A 16,703-nucleotide genomic window follows, 5' to 3' on the forward strand; every position below is an offset into this window, starting at 1 on the left:
AAAAATACCCTTTAGGCACTTGGTTATAACCAGAAAACAAAAACCCCGGCCAGGGCCAGGGTTTTCTTGTCACCAGAGGTGTCAGCGATTGGGCTGCGGGGTCAGGCGCAGATAGGGCTTCACCGCGGTGTAGCCCTTGGGGAAACGCCGCTTGAGCTCTTCTTCGTCCTTGAGCGACGGCACGATGACCACGTCATCGCCATCCTTCCAGTTGCCCGGGGTCGCCACCTTGTGATTGTCGGTAAGTTGCAGGGAATCGATCACCCGCAGGATCTCGTCGAAGTTGCGTCCGGTACTGGCCGGATAGGTGATCGACAGCCGCACCTTCTTTTGCGGATCGATGATGAACAGCGAGCGCACCGTGAGGGTGTCGTTGGCATTGGGATGGATCATGTCGTAAAGGGTCGACACGCTGCGATCGGCGTCGGCCAGGATTGGAAAGCCCACGGCAGTGGCCTGGGTTTCCTCGATGTCCTTGATCCAGCCCTGGTGCGATTCCAGACCATCCACCGAGAGGGCGATCACCTTGACGTCACGCTTGGCGAATTCGTCCTTGAGCTTGGCGGTGAGGCCCAGTTCGGTGGTGCAGACCGGGGTGAAGTCGGCCGGGTGGGAGAAAAGCACGCCCCAGCTGTCGCCCAGCCACTCGTGGAAGCGGATGCGACCCAGGCTGGAATCCTGTTCGAAATCGGGGGCGATATCGCCCAGACGGATGGTCATTGGCAGTTCTCCTGATGCAGGTAGGGATAGCGGCACTATGCCGCCCATCAGCATGGGCGGGAAAGATCGGATCACGCTGTGGTTATAACGCGAAAGATGGCCCATCCAGGGCCATCCACTAGCGGCTACACCCTGTGCCGCGTGATCATCCTCACAATTTCGTCGCGCTTTTTCCACCCAAGCGCAGCGGCCGCTAGGGTGCTACACCTAAGGAAGATCGACGGACCGCAATTCGGCCGAACGGGGCAACCCGCAGCGCTCGGCATGGTCTGTTGGCAAGACGAGGAGGAGATTCTCATGTTCGGCAAACGCAATGACGACCCCGGTGCCAGCACCCATTTCCGTAGCGAGCGCGTCAGCGTGGTCAACGGCCAATTCTTCTTCACCACCCGCGAGGGCACCCTGGAAGGCCCCTTCTTCAGCCGCGAAGAAGCCCTCAACCAGATCGATCGCTATGTCGAGCGGCTGCAGACCGCCCAGGGCCTGATGCGCCAATCCGTCAGCAACGTCTGACCGCCTGCCCTCGATCCTTTAGACTGCGCGCCCTGAACTCCAGGCCGCGCCGCTCATGACCGACTTCCAGCACGCCCAGCTCGACTGGGACGCCTCCGGGCAACCCCTCTCCCGCGCCTATGGCGATGTCTACTTTTCCCGTGCCAGCGGCCTGGAAGAGACGCGCTACGTCTTCCTGCAGCAGAATCGCCTGGGCGAGCGCTTCGCCGCGTTGACGGCAGGAGAGGTCTTCACCATCGGCGAAACGGGCTTTGGCACCGGCCTCAACTTCCTCTGCGCCTGGCAACTGTTCGAGGCCGTGGCGCCCAAGGATGCGCGCCTGCATTTCGTCAGCGTCGAGCGCTTTCCGCTGACCGCCGCCGATCTCGCCCAGGCACTGACCCTCTGGCCGGAACTGGCCGCCTACAGCGCGGCGCTGCAGCGGCAGTACCAGGCTATCCATCCGGGCTTCCAGCGGCTGGTCCTGGGCGACGGGCGCATCACCCTCACCCTGCTGATCGGCGATGTGCTGGAGCGCCTGCCCGAGCTGGATGCCCGTTGCGACGCCTGGTTCCTGGATGGCTTCGCCCCGGCCAAGAATCCCGAGATGTGGACGCCCGCGCTGTTCGCCGAGCTGGCACGGCTGTCCCATGCCGGTACCACCCTGGCCACCTTCACCTGCGCCGGCTTCGTCCGTCGCGGGCTGAACGAGGCCGGCTTCGCCATGGCCAAGGTGCCTGGTTTCGGTCACAAGCGGGAGATGCTGGCCGGCGTGCTGGAACGTCCCAATACCCTGTCCCAGGTGCCCTGGTATGCCCGGCCACCTCGCCCCCAGGGACCGCGCACGGCACTGGTCATAGGCGCTGGTCTCGCCGGATGCGCCACCGCCGCCAGTCTTGCCCGCCGCGGCTGGCAGGTCAGGGTCGTCGAACGCCATGGCGCCCCAGCCCAGGAAGCCTCGGGCAATCCCCAGGGCGTGCTCTACCTCAAGCTGTCCGCTCACGATACCCCGCTGAGCCGACTGATCCTCGACGGCTTCGGCCTGACCCTGCGCGAGCTCCAGGCCCTGCCTCCGGGCGCTGCCTGGTCCCCCTGCGGGGTGCTGCAACTGGCGCTGACGGCCAAGGATGCCCAACGCCAGGCGCAACTGGCGGCGCACTTCCCCACCGATCTGCTGCAGCCGCTGGATAGGGAAGCCGCCAGCAACAGGGCGGGAATCGATCTGACGGCGGACGGCCTGTTCTTTTCGGAAGGGGGCTGGGTGCATCCGCCCGCTCTGTGCCAGCACTGGCTGGCCCATCCAAATATCGAGCTGGTCACCCATACCGAGGTGACGGCGCTGCAGCAAACCGAGCACGGCTGGCAGGTCAGCACCCGAGGGGCAACGCTGGAAGCGACGGTGGTCGTGGTGGCCAGCGCCGCCCAGGCCAGGACGTTGCTGCCCGACCTGCCGCTCAAGGCCATTCGTGGGCAATTGTCCGCGCTGCCGGAAACGCCAGCCAGCCAGCCACTGGCAACCGTGGTCTGCGGCGAAGGCTATCTCGCGCCGGCCCGTGACGGTCAGCATTGCCTGGGCGCCAGCTTCGTCTTCGACCGGGACGATACCGAGCCCAGTCAGGCGGAACACCAGAGCAATCTGCAGCTGCTCGCCGAGCTGTCACCCGAGCTGGCCGCCGGCTACCAGGCCGAGGCCCTGGACGGCCGGGTGGCCTTTCGCTGCACCTCGCCCGACTACCTGCCCCTGGTCGGCCCGGTCGTGGATCAGGACCGCTTCGCCCAGCATTACAAGGCGCTGGCCTATGATGCCCGCCAGGTGCCCGAGCAGGCGGCGCCCTGGCGTACCGGGCTCTATGTGAATCTGGCCCACGGCTCACGCGGGCTGGTCACCACCCCATTGGCCGCCGAACTGCTGGCGGCCTGGCTGGAAGACGAACCCCTGCCAGTGGCACGACGGGTGGCCGAAGCCTGCCACCCCAATCGCTTTCCCCTGCGTCGGCTGATTCGCGGCGGCTAGATGATCGCCAGCGGACTCTTGGCTTGCGGCGGCGGGAAGGCGCCATCGAGCAGGGCGAAGTCTTCATCGCCCAGACGCAGATCCAGGGCCCGCGCATTCTCTTCCAGATGTCCGGCGTCGCCGGCCTTGGGAATGGCGATCACGCCCGGCTGACGCAGTACCCAGGCCAGGGCGATCTGCGCCGGGGTAGCCTGATGCCGTTCGGCCAGGGTAGCCAGGGTCGGGTGTCGCAGCAGATCGCCACCCTGCCCCAGCGGACAATAGGCCATCAGCGGCATCTGCTGACGCTGGCACCAGGGCAGCAGGTCGTGCTCGATGCCGCGCTGCTCCAGGTTGTAAAGCACCTGATTGGCGCTGCAGCGGTCGTCGTTCAGCTCCAGCATGTCGCTGGTGTCGAGGTTGGACACGCCCCAGTGACGGATCTTGCCTTCGTCGCGCAGCTTCTCCAGCGCCATGACCGTCTCGATCAGCGGCACCTGGCCGCGCCAGTGCAGCAGATAGAGGTCGATGACCTCGGTGCCCAGGCGCTTCAGGCTACGTTCGCAGGCCAGGGGTACGCCCGCTTCGGTGGCGTTCTTCGGATAGAACTTGCTCACCAGGAAGACCTCGTCACGCCGTCCGGCGATAGCCTCACCCACCAGCTCCTCGGCGCGGCCTTCGCCATACATCTCGGCGGTGTCGATCAGGGTGAGTCCCAGGTCCAGCCCCTGGCGCAGGGCACTGACCTCCTGGCGGTGCAGGTCGGCGTTTTCGCCCATGCGCCAGGTACCCTGTCCCAGCGCCGGAACGGTAGTGCCATCGGGCAAGCGAACGGTTTGAGCGGTATTCATGGACGCATCCTTCTCATGGGTGTTGCCGTTAGAACGCCAGCGTGACGCCGATTCTCCCGGTCATCCGCCAAACGGCAGCCAACGCCCTCCCACAGGCCCTGTGACCTGACGTCGCACTGGTAAAGTACGCCTATAAGGATTCCAAGAATAACCACCAGGACCTGCCATGAAACCGTCGATCCTGGGCCTCTGCGCCCTGCTCTCCGCTGCCCTGCCCATGACGTCCAGCTACGCTGACGTCATTACTCTGAGGTTTTCCCATGTGGTGGCACCGGAGACCCCCAAGGGCAAGGGGGCTCAGCTGTTCCAGCAACTGGTGGCGCAACGCCTCGCCGGTCAGGTCCAGCTGGAGGTGATGCCCAGCGGCACGGCCTTCGACGACGCCAGCGAACTGCAAGCCTTGCAGGACGGCAAGGTCGATATCCTGGCACCGGCGATCAGCAAGCTCACCGACCTCAGCCCCAAGCTCAAGCTGTTCGACCTGCCCTTCCTCTTCGAGAGTCGCGCGGCCCTCGATCACTTCCAGGCCCGCCCCAGTGGTCGCCAGCTGCTGCAGAGCCTGGAACCGGCCGGCATCATCGGCCTGGCCTACTGGCCCAACGGTCTCAAGCAACTGTCGGCGCGCAAGCCCTTGCGCGAACCCGGCGATGCCAAGGGGCTGGTGTTCCGCATCCAGAATTCCGAGGTCCTGCAACGCCAGTTCGAGGCCCTCGGCGCCACGGCGGTCAAGCTGCCGTTCAACCAGACCCTGCAGGCGCTCACCACGGGCACCGTCAATGCCACCGAGAACACCTGGTCCAACTACTGGAGTCAGCGCCTCGATCAGCAGCAGCGCTATTTCACCGAAAGCAATCACGGCGCCCTGGACTACCTGCTGATCGTCAAGGCGGATCGCTGGCGCACCCTGCCCTTCGCCGTACGCAGCACCCTGGAGGAAATCATCGACCAGGTGACCTTCGAGGTGAAGAAGCAATCCGAGGCGGAAAACCAGCGTGATCGCGCGCGCATCGCCGCCGCGGGCGGTAGCGAGATCATCACCCTCACCCCCGAGCAACGGACGCGCTGGCGTGAGGCCATGCGTCCGGTGTGGCAGCGCTACGAAGGCGAACTCGGCGCCTCCCTGCTCAAGGCCGCCGAGAACTCGAACTAGAACCGTTGCTGCGGCGGCTCGGCCCAGCGGCGCAGGGGTAGGCTACCCGGCTCACGGCACTGCAGATCGCGAAAGGGGCCGGCGACTCTGACCCAGCCCGGCCCCGGCGGCGTCTGGGTACAGAATTCCTGACCGTCCGCGTTGCTCCGCCAGCGCCAATAGGCCGCTGGCTCGGCGAAGGCCTCGGTTCCCAGCAGACCCAGCACAATGATCGCCAGACGCTTGCCAGCGGCCCGTCGGAACCTCTCGCGCGATAACCATGTCGATTTCAGGGTAAGCCTCCCGAATTCGCACAGGATCTCTGCCATGTCGCTGTCCCTCTTGCGTAGCAAACCTACCCTCCTCGCCCTGGCTCTGGTGGGTGCCGGCCTTGCCCTGACTGGCTGTGCCCGCGATCCGGAAAAACGTTCACTGGGCGCCGAGGCGGTCAGCAATGCCAAGAGCATGGCGCGCACCGATGCCGACATGCAGAAGGTGCTGAACAAGTACGCCAGCTTCGATCCTAAAGCCGTGGAGAAACTCACTGCCCAGGAGGCCCGCAAACAGCCTACCATCGCCGATGCGGTCAAGGGTGTGCTGCAGGACGAGGGTCGTCCCACCCAACCCGAGGCGCTGGTGCCTGGCGTGACCAGTGTCGACCGCGCCGTGGACGGTGCTGCCGGGGTACTGCCGGCGCGCATCTATACCCCCGAGGGCCAGGGTCCTTTCCCAGTCATCCTCTACTTCCACGGCGGCGGCTGGGTGTTCGCCGATCGCAACGTCTACGACGGTGGTGCCCGGGGCCTGGCCAAGCAGGCCAACGCTATCGTGGTCTCGGTGGATTATCGTCAAGCGCCCGAATACAAATTTCCAGCGGCCCACGACGACGCCCTGGCCGCCTACCGTTGGGTGACCACCCATGCCGGCTCGCTCAATGGCGATCCACAGCGTCTGGCCCTGGCCGGTGAAAGCGCGGGTGGCAACCTGGCGGTAGCGACCGCGGTCGCCGCGCACAAGGCCGGTCTCACCGCACCCAAGCACGTGCTGTCGGTCTATCCGGTGGCCCAGACCAACACCCACACCCCATCCTATGAGCAGTACGACGACGCCAAGCCGCTCAATCGCCCCATGATGCTGTGGTTCGTCGAGCAGGTGACCCGTTCGCCCGCGGACCTCAAGGATCCACGCCTGGATCTGACCAAGGCCGATCTTGCCGGCCTGCCGCCGGTGACCATCGTCAATGCCGAGATCGATCCCCTGCGTGACGACGGTGGCTTCCTGGAGACCGCCCTGCGCCAGGCTGGCGTCCAGGTGGAGCGCAAGGTCTATCCAGGCGTCACCCATGAGTTCTTCGGCACCGCTGCCGTGGTGCAAAAAGCCAAGGACGCCCAGGCCTATGCCGGCAGCCGCCTCAAGGCCGACCTGGGCAAATAATCGCAGCTCGCTCGTCCTGACCACCGCCGGCCCCGTGCCGGCGGTGTGCATTCAGTCAGGAAATAATAGCGGCCCTGCTTCGCGCATGAAGATCTCACAGGTCTTGGGCCCTACCCCCTTCAGCCGCTGCAGACGTGACTCGAAATCCACACGGTCCGTACTGGCGTCACGCAATCTCACGAAGCTGCCGCCATACGCCTCCTGCAGATGGTGACAGACGTCCAGCAGGCGCGTGGCCGTACTCTCGTCATAACGCCGGTAATGCCCTTCGCCGAGATAGCCGACCAGTTGCTGCCGGCTCAGACCGAGCAGCTTGCGCGGCGTGTCGCGACCGTACTTGCGATAGAGCACCGTCCAGGCCTGGGCGGCGATACCCTGGGAGATGCGTTTGCCGAACAGGTAGCTCGCCAGGAACCAGCCAAACAGCGCCGGTTCGTCGTCCACCGCCAGCGTCAGGCCGAGATCGGCCGCCGAAGTCGTCTTACTCAAGCCGTATCCCTCGCGTAGGCGTCTTGCCTAGGGAGGATCTCGCACGGCTGAGGTTCGAAAACAGCGACAGCCGGCAGGCTACTGGCGGATCACCTGGCCGCGTTGCGGCGCGAGGCGCGCCAGCAGGGCATTCTGTGCCCGCTCCGGAATGTCCTCACGCTGCATGGCCAGTTGCAGGTCTTCTACCAGCGCATTGAAGTCGGCGGGTTGCAGGTTCAGACCGCGATGACTTTCGGCCATGCTCGCCCCTTCATAGCGACAGGGACCGCCCGCATCAGCGCAGAATTTCTGGATGAGCAGACTGCGCAGGCGCGCGATATCGACATTGGCGAAGTAGTGCCGGATCCGCCCGTCACGCGCCACATTGAGCAGCATGCCCTCGACGATCCGGGTGAGGCCGGGCTGGCCACCCAGCTCCTGATAGAGCCGATCACTCGCCGGCGGCTGGGGCGTGCACCCCAGCATCAGCAGCAGCGCCGCCAGTACCAGCGTTTTCCCCTGCATCAGTAGCTCCCCTGCAGCGACAGATAGAGACCCTGCTGATCGTCCAGGGTGGCGATCTCGCCCAGCCAGGCATAGGCCAGCACCAGCGACAGGTGCTTGTTAGGGAAGTAACCGACGAAGGTATCCACCCAATCACTCTCACGGGTGAAAGACAGATTCCGCGGCTTCTCGCGATACTCCATGCCCACCGCCCAGCGAGGATTGAAGAACACCGCGGCCGAGCCTTCCTTGAGCCATTGACGGCTGTCGTTGCGATCGCCGCCGAAGCCCAGCAGCCCCATCTCGTTGGCGCGGCTGTACCTGAGACCGACGTTGATCCAGAGGTTGTAGCCGAAGGCGCCACCCAGCAACAGCCGACTGGCGCCCAGGTAGCCCTCGACATCGCTGTCGCGCCGTGCGCCCACGGCAGCAGGAATGCCGAAATCCCGTTGATGCTTGTACTGCACGCCCAGGGCGATCTGCGGCAGCCGGTCGTAGACCAGGTCGCCCGCCAGGCGCACCTTGGCGCCAATGATATCCTGGCTGAGGCTGTCTTCTTCGAGCTTCATCAACCGCCGCAGGGTCGGCATATCCAGCCGCTGCCGCGCATAGGAAACCTCCACCCGATTGTCGTAGGCCACCGCCAGGCCGGCCGCATCGAGCCGGTAGTCACCGGTCCACACCCGGCTGGCGAAGGCGGTCGCGCCGGGCTGACCGCTTTCGCCATAGCCACCGATCACCGCCCAGGGCGTGATGCCACCGCCCGCGGCGCCTTCCAGACTGCTGGCTCCCCCAGTGGCCAACAGCTTGCCGCCATCTGCCTGGACGCCGGTCGCCAGCAGCAGCCCGGCCAGTAGCCAGCCGCGGCTCATGACAGCGCTTCCAGCACCGGCATGCTCTGCCGTTCCATCCAGGCTTCGAATTCAGCGGCCGGCACGGGACGGCTGATGTAGTACCCCTGGATCACATCGCACCCCCAACTGCGCAGCAGGGCCAGCGCCCGGGCCTCCTCGACGCCCTCGGCGACCACCTCCAGGCCCAGGTTGTGGCCCATCTCGATGGTCGAACGCACGATGACGGCGTCATCGTTGCCCGGCGCCAGCTCCTTCACGAAGGACTGGTCGATCTTCAATTCGTCCACCGGCAGCCGCTTGAGGTGCGCCAGCGACGCCTGGCCGGTGCCGTAGTCGTCCACCGATAGCCGGATGCCGAGGATGGACAGCCGCGTCAGCAGCGCGATGGCCGCTTCGGGATCGGCCATGATGGCGCTCTCGGTGATCTCGAAGGTGAGCTGCCGCGCCGAGACGCCGGCGTCATCGAGCCAACCCATCACCCGCTCGGGCAGCTGGGTATCGGCAAGATCCACCGCCGAGACGTTCAGCGACACCTTTACCTCGCGGCCCTGGGTCTGCCAGAGCGCCAGCTGCCGGATCGTCGCCTGGATCACCCAACGGGTGAGTCCGGCCATGCTGCCGCTGCGTTCGGCCAGGGGAATGAATTCGCCCGGCGAGACCATGCCCAGCTCGGCATGGCGCCAGCGCAGCAAGACCTCGGCCTGGTGCGGTCCGCTGCCCTGCAGGGCCACCTTGGGTTGGAACACCAGCATCAATTCACCCCGCCCGCCCGCCAGCGGCAGATCCTGGACCAGTTGCAGACGCCGCTGCTGGGCCGCATCCCGCCCTTCATCATAGACCCGCAGGCGATCCGGCAACTGCCCGGCGTCGAGCATGGCACTGCGCGCCCGCTCGATCAGCTGGTTAGGGTCGTCGCCGTGGCGCGGATACTCGACGACGCCGATCCGGCAACTGAGGCGGAACAACTGCCCTTCCCACTCGATCGGCTCGGCCAGCGACAGGCGCAGCTGCTCGGCGAGTCCCACCGCGCCCTCCAGGCCCATGCGACAGGCCTGGACGAGAAATTCGTCACCTACCGGGCGCGAAACGCAGCCCCGGCCGGCCAGCAGCACCTGGGCGCGCTCGGCCACCATCCTGAGGATGCGATCGCCCCCGGCGACCCCGGCGCTTTCATTGATCGCCTGGAAACCATCCAGCCCCAGGTACAGCAGCGACACCTGGGATTGGGTGGCGATAAAGACCCGCAGCCGCTCCTCGGCCAGCAAGCGATTGGGCAGACCGGTCAGGGCATCGTGCAGGGCATTGTGATTGAGGCGCTGCTCACGCTCGGCGATTCCCTGGCGCATCTCCTCGAGCACCTGCGCCAGCCGACCGAATTCGTCCTGCCGCGGCACTTCCACCTTGACCGCGTAATCGCCCTGGCCGATCCGCCAGGACATGACCGACAGCTGCCGCAGCGGCTGGGCCAGGTTGCGCGCCAGCCATAACGCCCCCAGCAGCGCCGCCAGCAGCGCCCCTCCGGCGATCAGCGCCAGCTGCCTGAGCAAGGGCTCGAACTCCGCCAGGGCGACGTCGAGCGCGCGCAGCAGATAGACGTACACCGGATGGTCCTGGGTCCCCAGGGTCAATCGCTTGACCTGATAGAGCCGGCCACCCAGGGTCAGCTGCCAACCATCGCCGGTCCCTGGTGCCCGCGCGAGTTCCTGCACCAGCTGCCGCCCCTGCTCGTCCGGCAGGGTACTGGCCATGAGCGCGGCTTCGCCAAGGAAGACCACGTCCAGGTTGATCAGCGAGCGAAACTCCTGGGCCATGGCCTGATCCATGGCAAAGCTCATCACCACCTGGGCGATGGGCAAGGGCGCGCGGACCGGAACGGTGACCCGCAACTGTGGCAGGCCGGTGCCCGCCAGCACACAGCTGCCATCATTGACCGCCCCCACCGCGCCGGGGAGGCGCTCGCCTTCGCTGTGCGCGGCCACGGTGCTGGCGATCAACCGACCGTCCATATCCAACAGATAGGTATCGCCCGCGCCGACCCGGGCGCCATGATTGGCCAGCACCGAGCGCAGCGTCGGTACATCGCCACTGGCCACGGCGTCGCGAAAGCCGAAATCGGCGGCGAGCACGCGCACGGCGTCGTTCAGCCGCCGGCAGCGGCCGTCCAGTACCTGGCGGAACACCCGCGCCCCGGTATCGAGCTGGTCATAGGACTGGCGTACGGCACTGGCCTCGGTGGCGGCCTTGACCGTCAGATAGACCAGGGTGATGACCACCAGCATCAGCAGGAAGAGACTGCCGGCGATGCGGGTCTGGAAACTATGGATGAGCTTCATCGTGCGTGGCCTTGTGGAAGGCATCCTCGAAAGCCGAGCTCGCCGGTTCCGCCGGCTGCGGCTTCGGCTGAATCGCCAGCTGGAGTTTCAGGGTCACCGGCTTGCCCGCCACGTCCAGTGCGGGCTGGGCGACTTCCTGCTTGTCGCTGAGGTCGGGATGCCAGAGCGCCAGCTGATAATGACCGTCCGGCGCCTCCAGGCGGGCGCGGCCCTGGCTGTCGGTCACGGCGGAGCGCCCGGCAGCGGTCACATAGACGTAGCCCACCATCCAGTCGTGGATGTTGCAGCCCACCACCACCACGCCCGGCTGGTCGAACACTACCGGGGTGCTGGGAATCCCGTGATAGAGCGGCAACTCGAAGCGCTTCGGGCTGGAAAAGGAATAGACCTGGTGGCGGATATCATCGGTATTGGGAAAGCTCACCGCCGTCCCGGTGGCGACTGCCAGGACATGGGGGACGAACCGCCGATTCTGCTGGTCGATGGCCGCCGGCTGCCGCTCGGGCACCAGCCCCTGGCCCGACAGCATCACCACGGCATCGGCCAGGGGAGCGCCCTGGCTGTCGACCACCTGTACCGCGACCTCAGCCGCCTGTGCCGTCCCCAGGCCCAAGGCCAGCCATCCCGCTACCACCCAATGCTTGTTCACCCGCTGCTCTCCACCGCGCGCCTTTCGGATCTCTCGCCGGCTTTGCGGCGTGACCTCAGCTTTAGCGGCAGTGCCGGGGGAATCTTTATCGTGGCAGCGACCACTCGTTGCGCCGACCGTCGCACTTCGAGCGGTACCCGGCGGTCAAGAAGGACAGATCTTTGCCTGCGTTGAAAAACCAGCGCCCTCGCCCCATGTTGGCCCTACATCCAAGCCCAAGGTACGCCAATGAGCGATCAGGATAACCAAGCGGACATTCTCAGCGAAGAAGCCGGCCAGACCGGTCTGGTGCTGCCCGGCCAGAATCTTCCCGACAAGCTCTACGTCATTCCCATCCACAACCGCCCCTTCTTTCCGGCGCAGGTCCTGCCCGTCATCGTCAACGAAGAGCCCTGGGCGGAAACGCTGGAGCTGGTGGCCAAGACCGACCACCACTGCCTGGCGCTGTTCTACATGGAGCAGCAGCCCGGCGATGCCGAGGGCTTCGATCCCGACCAGCTGCCGCAGCATGGCACCCTGGTGCGCATCCACCATGCCACCCGTCAGGACGGCAAGCTGCAGTTCGTCGCCCAGGGCCTGTCGCGGGTGCGCATCCGCGGCTGGCTGCGCCGGCAGCGCCCGCCCTATCTGGTGGAAGTCGAACACCTGCGCCCCAACCCCGATCCCAGCGACGAGGTGAAGGCCTACGGCATGGCGCTGATCAACGCCATCAAGGAGCTCTTGCCGCTCAATCCGCTCTACAGCGAAGAGCTGAAGAACTATCTCAATCGCTTCAGCCCCAACGATCCCTCGCCGCTGACCGACTTCGCCGCCGCCCTCACTACGGCGCCGGGCGACGAATTGCAGCAGGTGCTCGATACCGTGCCCATGCTGCAACGCATGGAAAAGGTCCTGCCGCTGCTGCGCAAGGAGGTCGAGGTCGCGCGCCTGCAGAAGGAGCTGTCCGCCGAGGTCAATCGCAAGATCAACGAACGCCAGCGCGAATTCTTCCTCAAGGAACAGCTCAAGCTGATCCAGCAGGAGCTGGGCATCACCAAGGACGATCGCAGCAGCGATATCGAAAGCTTCCGCCAGCGCCTGGAGGGCAAGATCCTGCCCGAGGCGGCGCAGAAGCGCATCGACGACGAGCTGAACAAGCTGTCCATCCTCGAGACCGGCTCGCCGGAATACGGCGTCACCCGCAACTACCTGGACTGGGCCACCGACCTGCCCTGGGGCGTTCATGGGCAGGACAAGCTCGATCTCAAGCACGCGCGCAAGGTGCTCGACCGCCACCACGCCGGGCTCGACGACATCAAGAATCGCATCCTCGAATTTCTTGCCGTGGGCGCCTTCAAGGGCGAAGTGACCGGCTCCATCGTGCTGCTGGTGGGTCCGCCCGGGGTGGGCAAGACCAGCATCGGCAAATCCATCGCCGAATCCCTCGGCCGGCCCTTCTATCGCTTCAGCGTGGGTGGCATGAGGGACGAAGCCGAGATCAAGGGCCACCGCCGCACCTACATCGGCGCCATGCCCGGCAAGCTCGTCCAGGCGCTGCGCGACGTCAAGGTGATGAATCCGGTCATCATGCTCGACGAGATCGACAAGATGGGCCAGAGCTACCAGGGTGATCCCGCCTCGGCGCTGCTGGAGACCCTGGACCCGGAACAGAACGTCGACTTCCTCGACCACTACCTGGATCTGCGCCTGGACCTGTCCAAGGTGCTGTTCGTCTGTACCGCCAACACCCTGGACTCCATCCCCGGCCCCCTGCTGGACCGCATGGAGGTCATCCGCCTTTCCGGCTACATCGCCGAAGAGAAGCAGGCCATCGCCAAGCGCCACCTCTGGCCCAAGCAGCTGGACAAGGCCGGGGTGCCCAAGGATCGCCTGACGCTCACCGACAGCGCCCTCAAGGCCCTGGTGGAAGGCTATGCCCGCGAAGCCGGCGTGCGCCAGCTGGAGAAGCAACTGGGCAAGCTGGTGCGCAAGGCGGTGGTCAAGCTCATCGAGGAGCCCAAGCTCAAGGTCAAGATCGGTGCCTCGGATCTCGAGGACTATCTGGGCATGCCGCCCTTCCGCAAGGAGCAGGTGCTGTCCGGGGTGGGCATCATCACCGGCCTGGCCTGGACCAGCATGGGCGGTGCCACCCTGCCCATTGAGGCGACGCGCATCCATACCCTGAACCGGGGCTTCAAGCTCACCGGCAAGCTGGGTGACGTCATGAAGGAATCCGCCGAGATCGCCTACAGCTACGTCACCGCGCACCTCAAGGACTTCAAGGGCGATCCGAATTTCTTCGATCAGGCCTTCGTCCACCTGCACGTGCCCGAAGGCGCCACGCCCAAGGACGGCCCCAGCGCCGGCGTCACCATGGCCTCCGCCCTGCTGTCGCTGGCGCGCAACCAGGCGCCGAAGAAGAACGTGGCCATGACCGGCGAGCTGACCCTTACCGGTCAAGTGCTGCCCATCGGCGGGGTCCGGGAAAAGGTCATCGCGGCACGCCGCCAGAAGATCGGCGAACTGATCCTGCCGGAAGCCAATCGCGGTGACTTCGAAGAGCTGCCGGCCTATCTCAAGGAAGGCCTGACCGTTCACTTCGCCAAGCGCTTCGCCGACGTGGCCAAGGTGCTCTTCTAGTCTGACCGCTCGACCTCTTGGGGTATGCTCTGCGTTTTGCCGTCATACCCCGGAGGTTTCCATGTCCCCCCGTCTTCTGTTCTGCAGCTGTCTGCTCCTGGCCGGTTGCAGCAGCACCCAGCCGAGCGGCAACCTCATCCTGGGTGACGACAGCGACTGCACCCCGCTGGTCATGCACACCGGCCAGGAACTGACCCTGACCCTGCCCAGCGATCCCACCAGTGGCTACCGCTGGACCATCCTCCAGCGCAGCGACAACCTCAAGCAACTCGGCCCGGAAGTCTTCCGCGAAAGGCGCCAGGATCAGGGTGGCATCGGCAGCGCCGGTCAGTCCCTCTGGCGCTTCCGCGCCCAGAGCGCCGGCAGCGCCCAGCTCGAACTCCAGGCGCGCCAGCCCTGGGATGCCGAAGCCGAACCCCAGGCCCGCTTCGACTGCCGCATCGAAATCCGCTGACGCCACGTCCTGCAACGCCTGCCGGGGGTACAATGCCCCCTTTGGATTTTCCAGGTACCGCCCATGAGCGAAGCCGACCGTCTGTTCGCGTCGCCGCAGCCTCCTGCCGACTTCACCTTCAACGAAGACGTGGTGCGCGTCTTTCCCGACATGATCAAGAGATCCGTGCCGGGCTATCCCACCATCGTCGAGAATCTCGGCGTCATCGCCGCACGGTTCGCCCAGCCCCATAGCCGTCTCTATGACCTCGGCTGTTCCCTGGGCGCCGTGACCCAGGCCCTGCGCCGTCATGTCCGCGCCGAGGGTACCCGGGTGGTGGCTATCGACAACTCCACCGCCATGGTCACCCGCTGCCGCGAATACCTCAGCGCTCAGGACTCCATGCACGAGGAGTTGCTGCCGGTTGAAGTGGTGGAAGCCGATATCCTCGACGTCCCGCTCGAATCGGCCTCGGTGATCGCCCTCAACTTCACCCTGCAATTCATCGCCCCGGAACAGCGCCTGGACTTGCTCAGTCGGCTGCGCGCCAACCTGCTACCCGGTGGCGCCCTGCTGCTGTCGGAAAAGATCCGTTTCCCGCAGGCCCAGACTCAGGAATTGCTCAACGGCCTGCACCTGGACTTCAAGAGAGCCAACGGCTACAGCGAATTGGAAATCGCTCAGAAACGTACCGCGCTGGAAAACGTCATGCTGACCGACACCCTGGACGAACACCGGGCGCGCCTGCAGGGTGCCGGTTTCACCACCGTCGTGCCCTGGTTCCAATGCCTCAACTTCACCTCCCTGATCGCCCTGCCATGACCCCACCTGCCTACCTCGCAACCCTGCAACAAAAGCTGGCGGACACCTCGCTGGCCGGCTGGTCCCAGGGGCTCGAAAGCGTTCTGGCCGCCAAGTACGCCCGCGGCCATGGTGACCTGCAACGCTGGCAAGCTGGCGTCGACGCCCTGCCCGAGATCGCGGTGGAAGGTATCGAGCTGCGTGAGGCCGTGCGCCTCGCCGGTTTTCCTTCCGCGGAGCAGCACCAGGCCCTGCGCGAAGCGCTGCTGCAACTGCGACCTTGGCGCAAAGGCCCCTTCCAGCTGTTCGATCTTCATCTGGACACCGAATGGCGCTCCGACTGGAAATGGGATCGGGTCGCACCCCATCTGGATCTGCAGGGCAAGCGCGTTCTGGATGTCGGCAGCGGCAACGGCTACTACCAGTGGCGCATGCTCGGCGCGGGGGCCAGCCTGGTCCTGGGCGTCGATCCCAATTGGCTGTTCCACTGCCAGTTCCAGGCCCTGCGGCGCTATCTCCCCGACCTGCCCACCTGGCACCTGCCGCTGACCCTGGAAGAACTGCCTGCCTTGGACGGCGGCTTCGACACCGTCTTTTCCATGGGCGTGCTCTACCATCGCCGCTCACCCATCGATCACCTGCTGGACCTGAAGAACTGCCTCGACAGCGGCGGCGAGCTGGTCCTGGAAACCCTGGTCGTTGAGGGCGATGCCACCACCGTCCTGGTCCCCGAAGACCGTTATGCCCAGATGCGCAACGTCTGGTTCCTGCCCTCCGCCGCCGCCCTGCAACTTTGGCTGCAGCGCGCCGGCTACCGCGATATCCGCCTGGTGGACCTCACCCCCACGACGGTGGACGAACAGCGCTCCACAGAGTGGATGGGCTTCCAGTCGCTACCGGACTTCCTCCACCCCGAGGACCCCAGCCGCACCGTCGAGGGGCTTCCCGCCCCCTTGCGCGCCACCCTGATCGCCCGCAAACCCTGAGCGCAAAAAGCCCGGCACATGCCGGGCTTTTTCCTGCTCTGTCTTTGTAGGTTGGGCTGAGCCTAGCGAAGCCCAACACCTGGAAGCCAACCTCGCCCCCTCAACGCCCTGTCGCAGCTCGCTTGATACCTGCAGCAGACCTGATCATTGGGCTTCGCTGCGCTCAGCACCAACCTACGCCGGGCCTGTGCTGCGTTTCAAACACGACAGCCCGGCGCAGCCGGGCTGTCGGTGCTCTTGCAGACCTCAAGCCGCACCTGATGCAGCAAGCACAGCTCAAGCCTCAGCCGCACCGCCCCCGTCCCCTCTCCCCCCGGGAGAGGGCTAGGGTGAGGGCAACCTCAGCCGCATGACTGCCCGGCTTCCGCTGGCAGGGCTATCGGCCCAAACGCCTTGGCGTCTGGCCAAACTTTTCCCGCCCCAAAGACAACACCCCC

General features: G+C 65.6%; 16 protein-coding genes. 8 read left to right on the top strand and 8 right to left on the bottom strand.

Annotated elements, in window-relative coordinates:
* Positions 1-81 precede the first annotated feature (81 nt).
* Positions 82-720, bottom strand: coding sequence for a peroxiredoxin (locus FEZ61_RS17065; RefSeq protein ID WP_059315912.1), 639 nt, complete (start codon positions 718-720; stop codon positions 82-84).
* Between the two features lie 297 nt (positions 721-1,017).
* On the opposite strand from FEZ61_RS17065, the gene FEZ61_RS17070 reads away from it, so the two are divergent.
* Positions 1,018-1,233, top strand: coding sequence for a DUF6316 family protein (locus tag FEZ61_RS17070; RefSeq protein ID WP_059315913.1), 216 nt, complete (start codon positions 1,018-1,020; stop codon positions 1,231-1,233).
* 55 nt (positions 1,234-1,288) lie between these two features.
* On the top strand, positions 1,289-3,226 hold the full coding sequence (gene mnmC, locus FEZ61_RS17075; RefSeq protein ID WP_173149627.1) for a bifunctional tRNA (5-methylaminomethyl-2-thiouridine)(34)-methyltransferase MnmD/FAD-dependent 5-carboxymethylaminomethyl-2-thiouridine(34) oxidoreductase MnmC: 1,938 nt from the start codon (positions 1,289-1,291) through the stop codon (positions 3,224-3,226).
* Here mnmC and FEZ61_RS17080 read toward each other — a convergent pair.
* Entirely contained in the window at positions 3,223-4,056 is an 834-nt protein-coding gene (locus FEZ61_RS17080) for an aldo/keto reductase (RefSeq protein ID WP_093255913.1), read from the bottom strand. The genes mnmC and FEZ61_RS17080 overlap by 4 nt on opposite strands.
* A gap of 166 nt (positions 4,057-4,222) precedes the next feature.
* On the opposite strand from FEZ61_RS17080, the gene FEZ61_RS17085 reads away from it, so the two are divergent.
* Complete coding sequence (locus FEZ61_RS17085) at positions 4,223-5,206, top strand: DctP family TRAP transporter solute-binding subunit (protein WP_173149629.1); 984 nt, start codon at positions 4,223-4,225, stop codon at positions 5,204-5,206.
* Here FEZ61_RS17085 and FEZ61_RS17090 read toward each other — a convergent pair.
* Positions 5,203-5,424: a hypothetical protein gene (locus FEZ61_RS17090; RefSeq protein ID WP_051226138.1), complete on the bottom strand. Its 222-nt coding sequence runs from the start codon at positions 5,422-5,424 to the stop codon at positions 5,203-5,205. The genes FEZ61_RS17085 and FEZ61_RS17090 overlap by 4 nt on opposite strands.
* A gap of 88 nt (positions 5,425-5,512) precedes the next feature.
* Between FEZ61_RS17090 and FEZ61_RS17095 the strand changes: the two genes are divergently transcribed.
* Positions 5,513-6,619: an alpha/beta hydrolase gene (locus FEZ61_RS17095; RefSeq protein WP_017639837.1), complete on the top strand. Its 1,107-nt coding sequence runs from the start codon at positions 5,513-5,515 to the stop codon at positions 6,617-6,619.
* 51 nt (positions 6,620-6,670) lie between these two features.
* Here the strand turns inward: FEZ61_RS17095 and FEZ61_RS17100 are convergent, their stop codons facing one another.
* From FEZ61_RS17100 to FEZ61_RS17120, 5 genes are all read right to left on the bottom strand, one after another.
* Positions 6,671-7,108, bottom strand: a complete 438-nt coding sequence (locus FEZ61_RS17100; RefSeq protein ID WP_093255907.1) for a DNA methylase — start codon at positions 7,106-7,108, stop codon at positions 6,671-6,673.
* Between the two features lie 78 nt (positions 7,109-7,186).
* Positions 7,187-7,612: a group 1 truncated hemoglobin gene (locus FEZ61_RS17105; RefSeq protein WP_173149631.1), complete on the bottom strand. Its 426-nt coding sequence runs from the start codon at positions 7,610-7,612 to the stop codon at positions 7,187-7,189.
* The gene (locus FEZ61_RS17110; protein WP_173149633.1) at positions 7,612-8,463 is read right to left on the bottom strand and encodes a DUF3034 family protein; all 852 of its coding nucleotides are present in this window, start codon (positions 8,461-8,463) and stop codon (positions 7,612-7,614) included. Before FEZ61_RS17110 ends, FEZ61_RS17105 begins: the two co-directional genes overlap by 1 nt.
* On the bottom strand, positions 8,460-10,778 hold the full coding sequence (locus FEZ61_RS17115) for an EAL domain-containing protein (RefSeq protein WP_173149635.1): 2,319 nt from the start codon (positions 10,776-10,778) through the stop codon (positions 8,460-8,462). The genes FEZ61_RS17110 and FEZ61_RS17115 overlap by 4 nt, the downstream gene beginning before the upstream one ends.
* Positions 10,762-11,427 carry a methylamine utilization protein gene (locus FEZ61_RS17120; protein ID WP_082900488.1) on the bottom strand — a complete coding sequence of 222 codons (666 nt, stop codon included), beginning with the start codon at positions 11,425-11,427 and terminating at the stop codon, positions 10,762-10,764. Before FEZ61_RS17120 ends, FEZ61_RS17115 begins: the two co-directional genes overlap by 17 nt.
* A gap of 228 nt (positions 11,428-11,655) precedes the next feature.
* Here FEZ61_RS17120 and lon point away from each other — a divergent pair, with 228 nt between their 5' ends.
* From lon to cmoB, 4 genes are all read left to right on the top strand, one after another.
* Entirely contained in the window at positions 11,656-14,046 is a 2,391-nt protein-coding gene (gene lon / locus FEZ61_RS17125) for an endopeptidase La (RefSeq protein ID WP_173149637.1), read from the top strand.
* Between the two features lie 61 nt (positions 14,047-14,107).
* Positions 14,108-14,500, top strand: a complete 393-nt coding sequence (locus tag FEZ61_RS17130; RefSeq protein WP_017639844.1) for a protease inhibitor I42 family protein — start codon at positions 14,108-14,110, stop codon at positions 14,498-14,500.
* Positions 14,501-14,563: 63 nt separating this feature from the next.
* The gene (gene cmoA / locus FEZ61_RS17135) at positions 14,564-15,301 is read left to right on the top strand and encodes a carboxy-S-adenosyl-L-methionine synthase CmoA (RefSeq protein WP_017639845.1); all 738 of its coding nucleotides are present in this window, start codon (positions 14,564-14,566) and stop codon (positions 15,299-15,301) included.
* Positions 15,298-16,266, top strand: a complete 969-nt coding sequence (gene cmoB, locus FEZ61_RS17140; RefSeq protein ID WP_064309476.1) for a tRNA 5-methoxyuridine(34)/uridine 5-oxyacetic acid(34) synthase CmoB — start codon at positions 15,298-15,300, stop codon at positions 16,264-16,266. Before cmoA ends, cmoB begins: the two co-directional genes overlap by 4 nt.
* Positions 16,267-16,703: the final 437 nt, after the last annotated feature.

Source organism: Pseudomonas sp. MS15a(2019) (genome assembly GCF_013277805.1).
Taxonomy (GTDB): Bacteria; Pseudomonadota; Gammaproteobacteria; order Pseudomonadales; family Pseudomonadaceae; genus Chryseomonas; species Chryseomonas benzopyrenica.

Bases quoted from the DNA above. Each gene is read 5' to 3' on its own strand.
- cmoA (WP_017639845.1), top strand. From the start codon at position 14,564: ATGAGCGAAGCCGACCGTCTGTTCGCGTCGCCGCAGCCTCCTGCCGAC.
- FEZ61_RS17115 (WP_173149635.1), bottom strand. From the start codon at position 10,778: ATGAAGCTCATCCATAGTTTCCAGACCCGCATCGCCGGCAGTCTCTTC.
- FEZ61_RS17130 (WP_017639844.1), top strand. From the start codon at position 14,108: ATGTCCCCCCGTCTTCTGTTCTGCAGCTGTCTGCTCCTGGCCGGTTGC.
- FEZ61_RS17085 (WP_173149629.1), top strand. From the start codon at position 4,223: ATGAAACCGTCGATCCTGGGCCTCTGCGCCCTGCTCTCCGCTGCCCTG.
- mnmC (WP_173149627.1), top strand. From the start codon at position 1,289: ATGACCGACTTCCAGCACGCCCAGCTCGACTGGGACGCCTCCGGGCAA.
- FEZ61_RS17070 (WP_059315913.1), top strand. From the start codon at position 1,018: ATGTTCGGCAAACGCAATGACGACCCCGGTGCCAGCACCCATTTCCGT.
- cmoB (WP_064309476.1), top strand. From the start codon at position 15,298: ATGACCCCACCTGCCTACCTCGCAACCCTGCAACAAAAGCTGGCGGAC.
- FEZ61_RS17095 (WP_017639837.1), top strand. From the start codon at position 5,513: ATGTCGCTGTCCCTCTTGCGTAGCAAACCTACCCTCCTCGCCCTGGCT.
- FEZ61_RS17110 (WP_173149633.1), bottom strand. From the start codon at position 8,463: ATGAGCCGCGGCTGGCTACTGGCCGGGCTGCTGCTGGCGACCGGCGTC.
- lon (WP_173149637.1), top strand. From the start codon at position 11,656: ATGAGCGATCAGGATAACCAAGCGGACATTCTCAGCGAAGAAGCCGGC.
- FEZ61_RS17080 (WP_093255913.1), bottom strand. From the start codon at position 4,056: ATGAATACCGCTCAAACCGTTCGCTTGCCCGATGGCACTACCGTTCCG.
- FEZ61_RS17065 (WP_059315912.1), bottom strand. From the start codon at position 720: ATGACCATCCGTCTGGGCGATATCGCCCCCGATTTCGAACAGGATTCC.
- FEZ61_RS17105 (WP_173149631.1), bottom strand. From the start codon at position 7,612: ATGCAGGGGAAAACGCTGGTACTGGCGGCGCTGCTGCTGATGCTGGGG.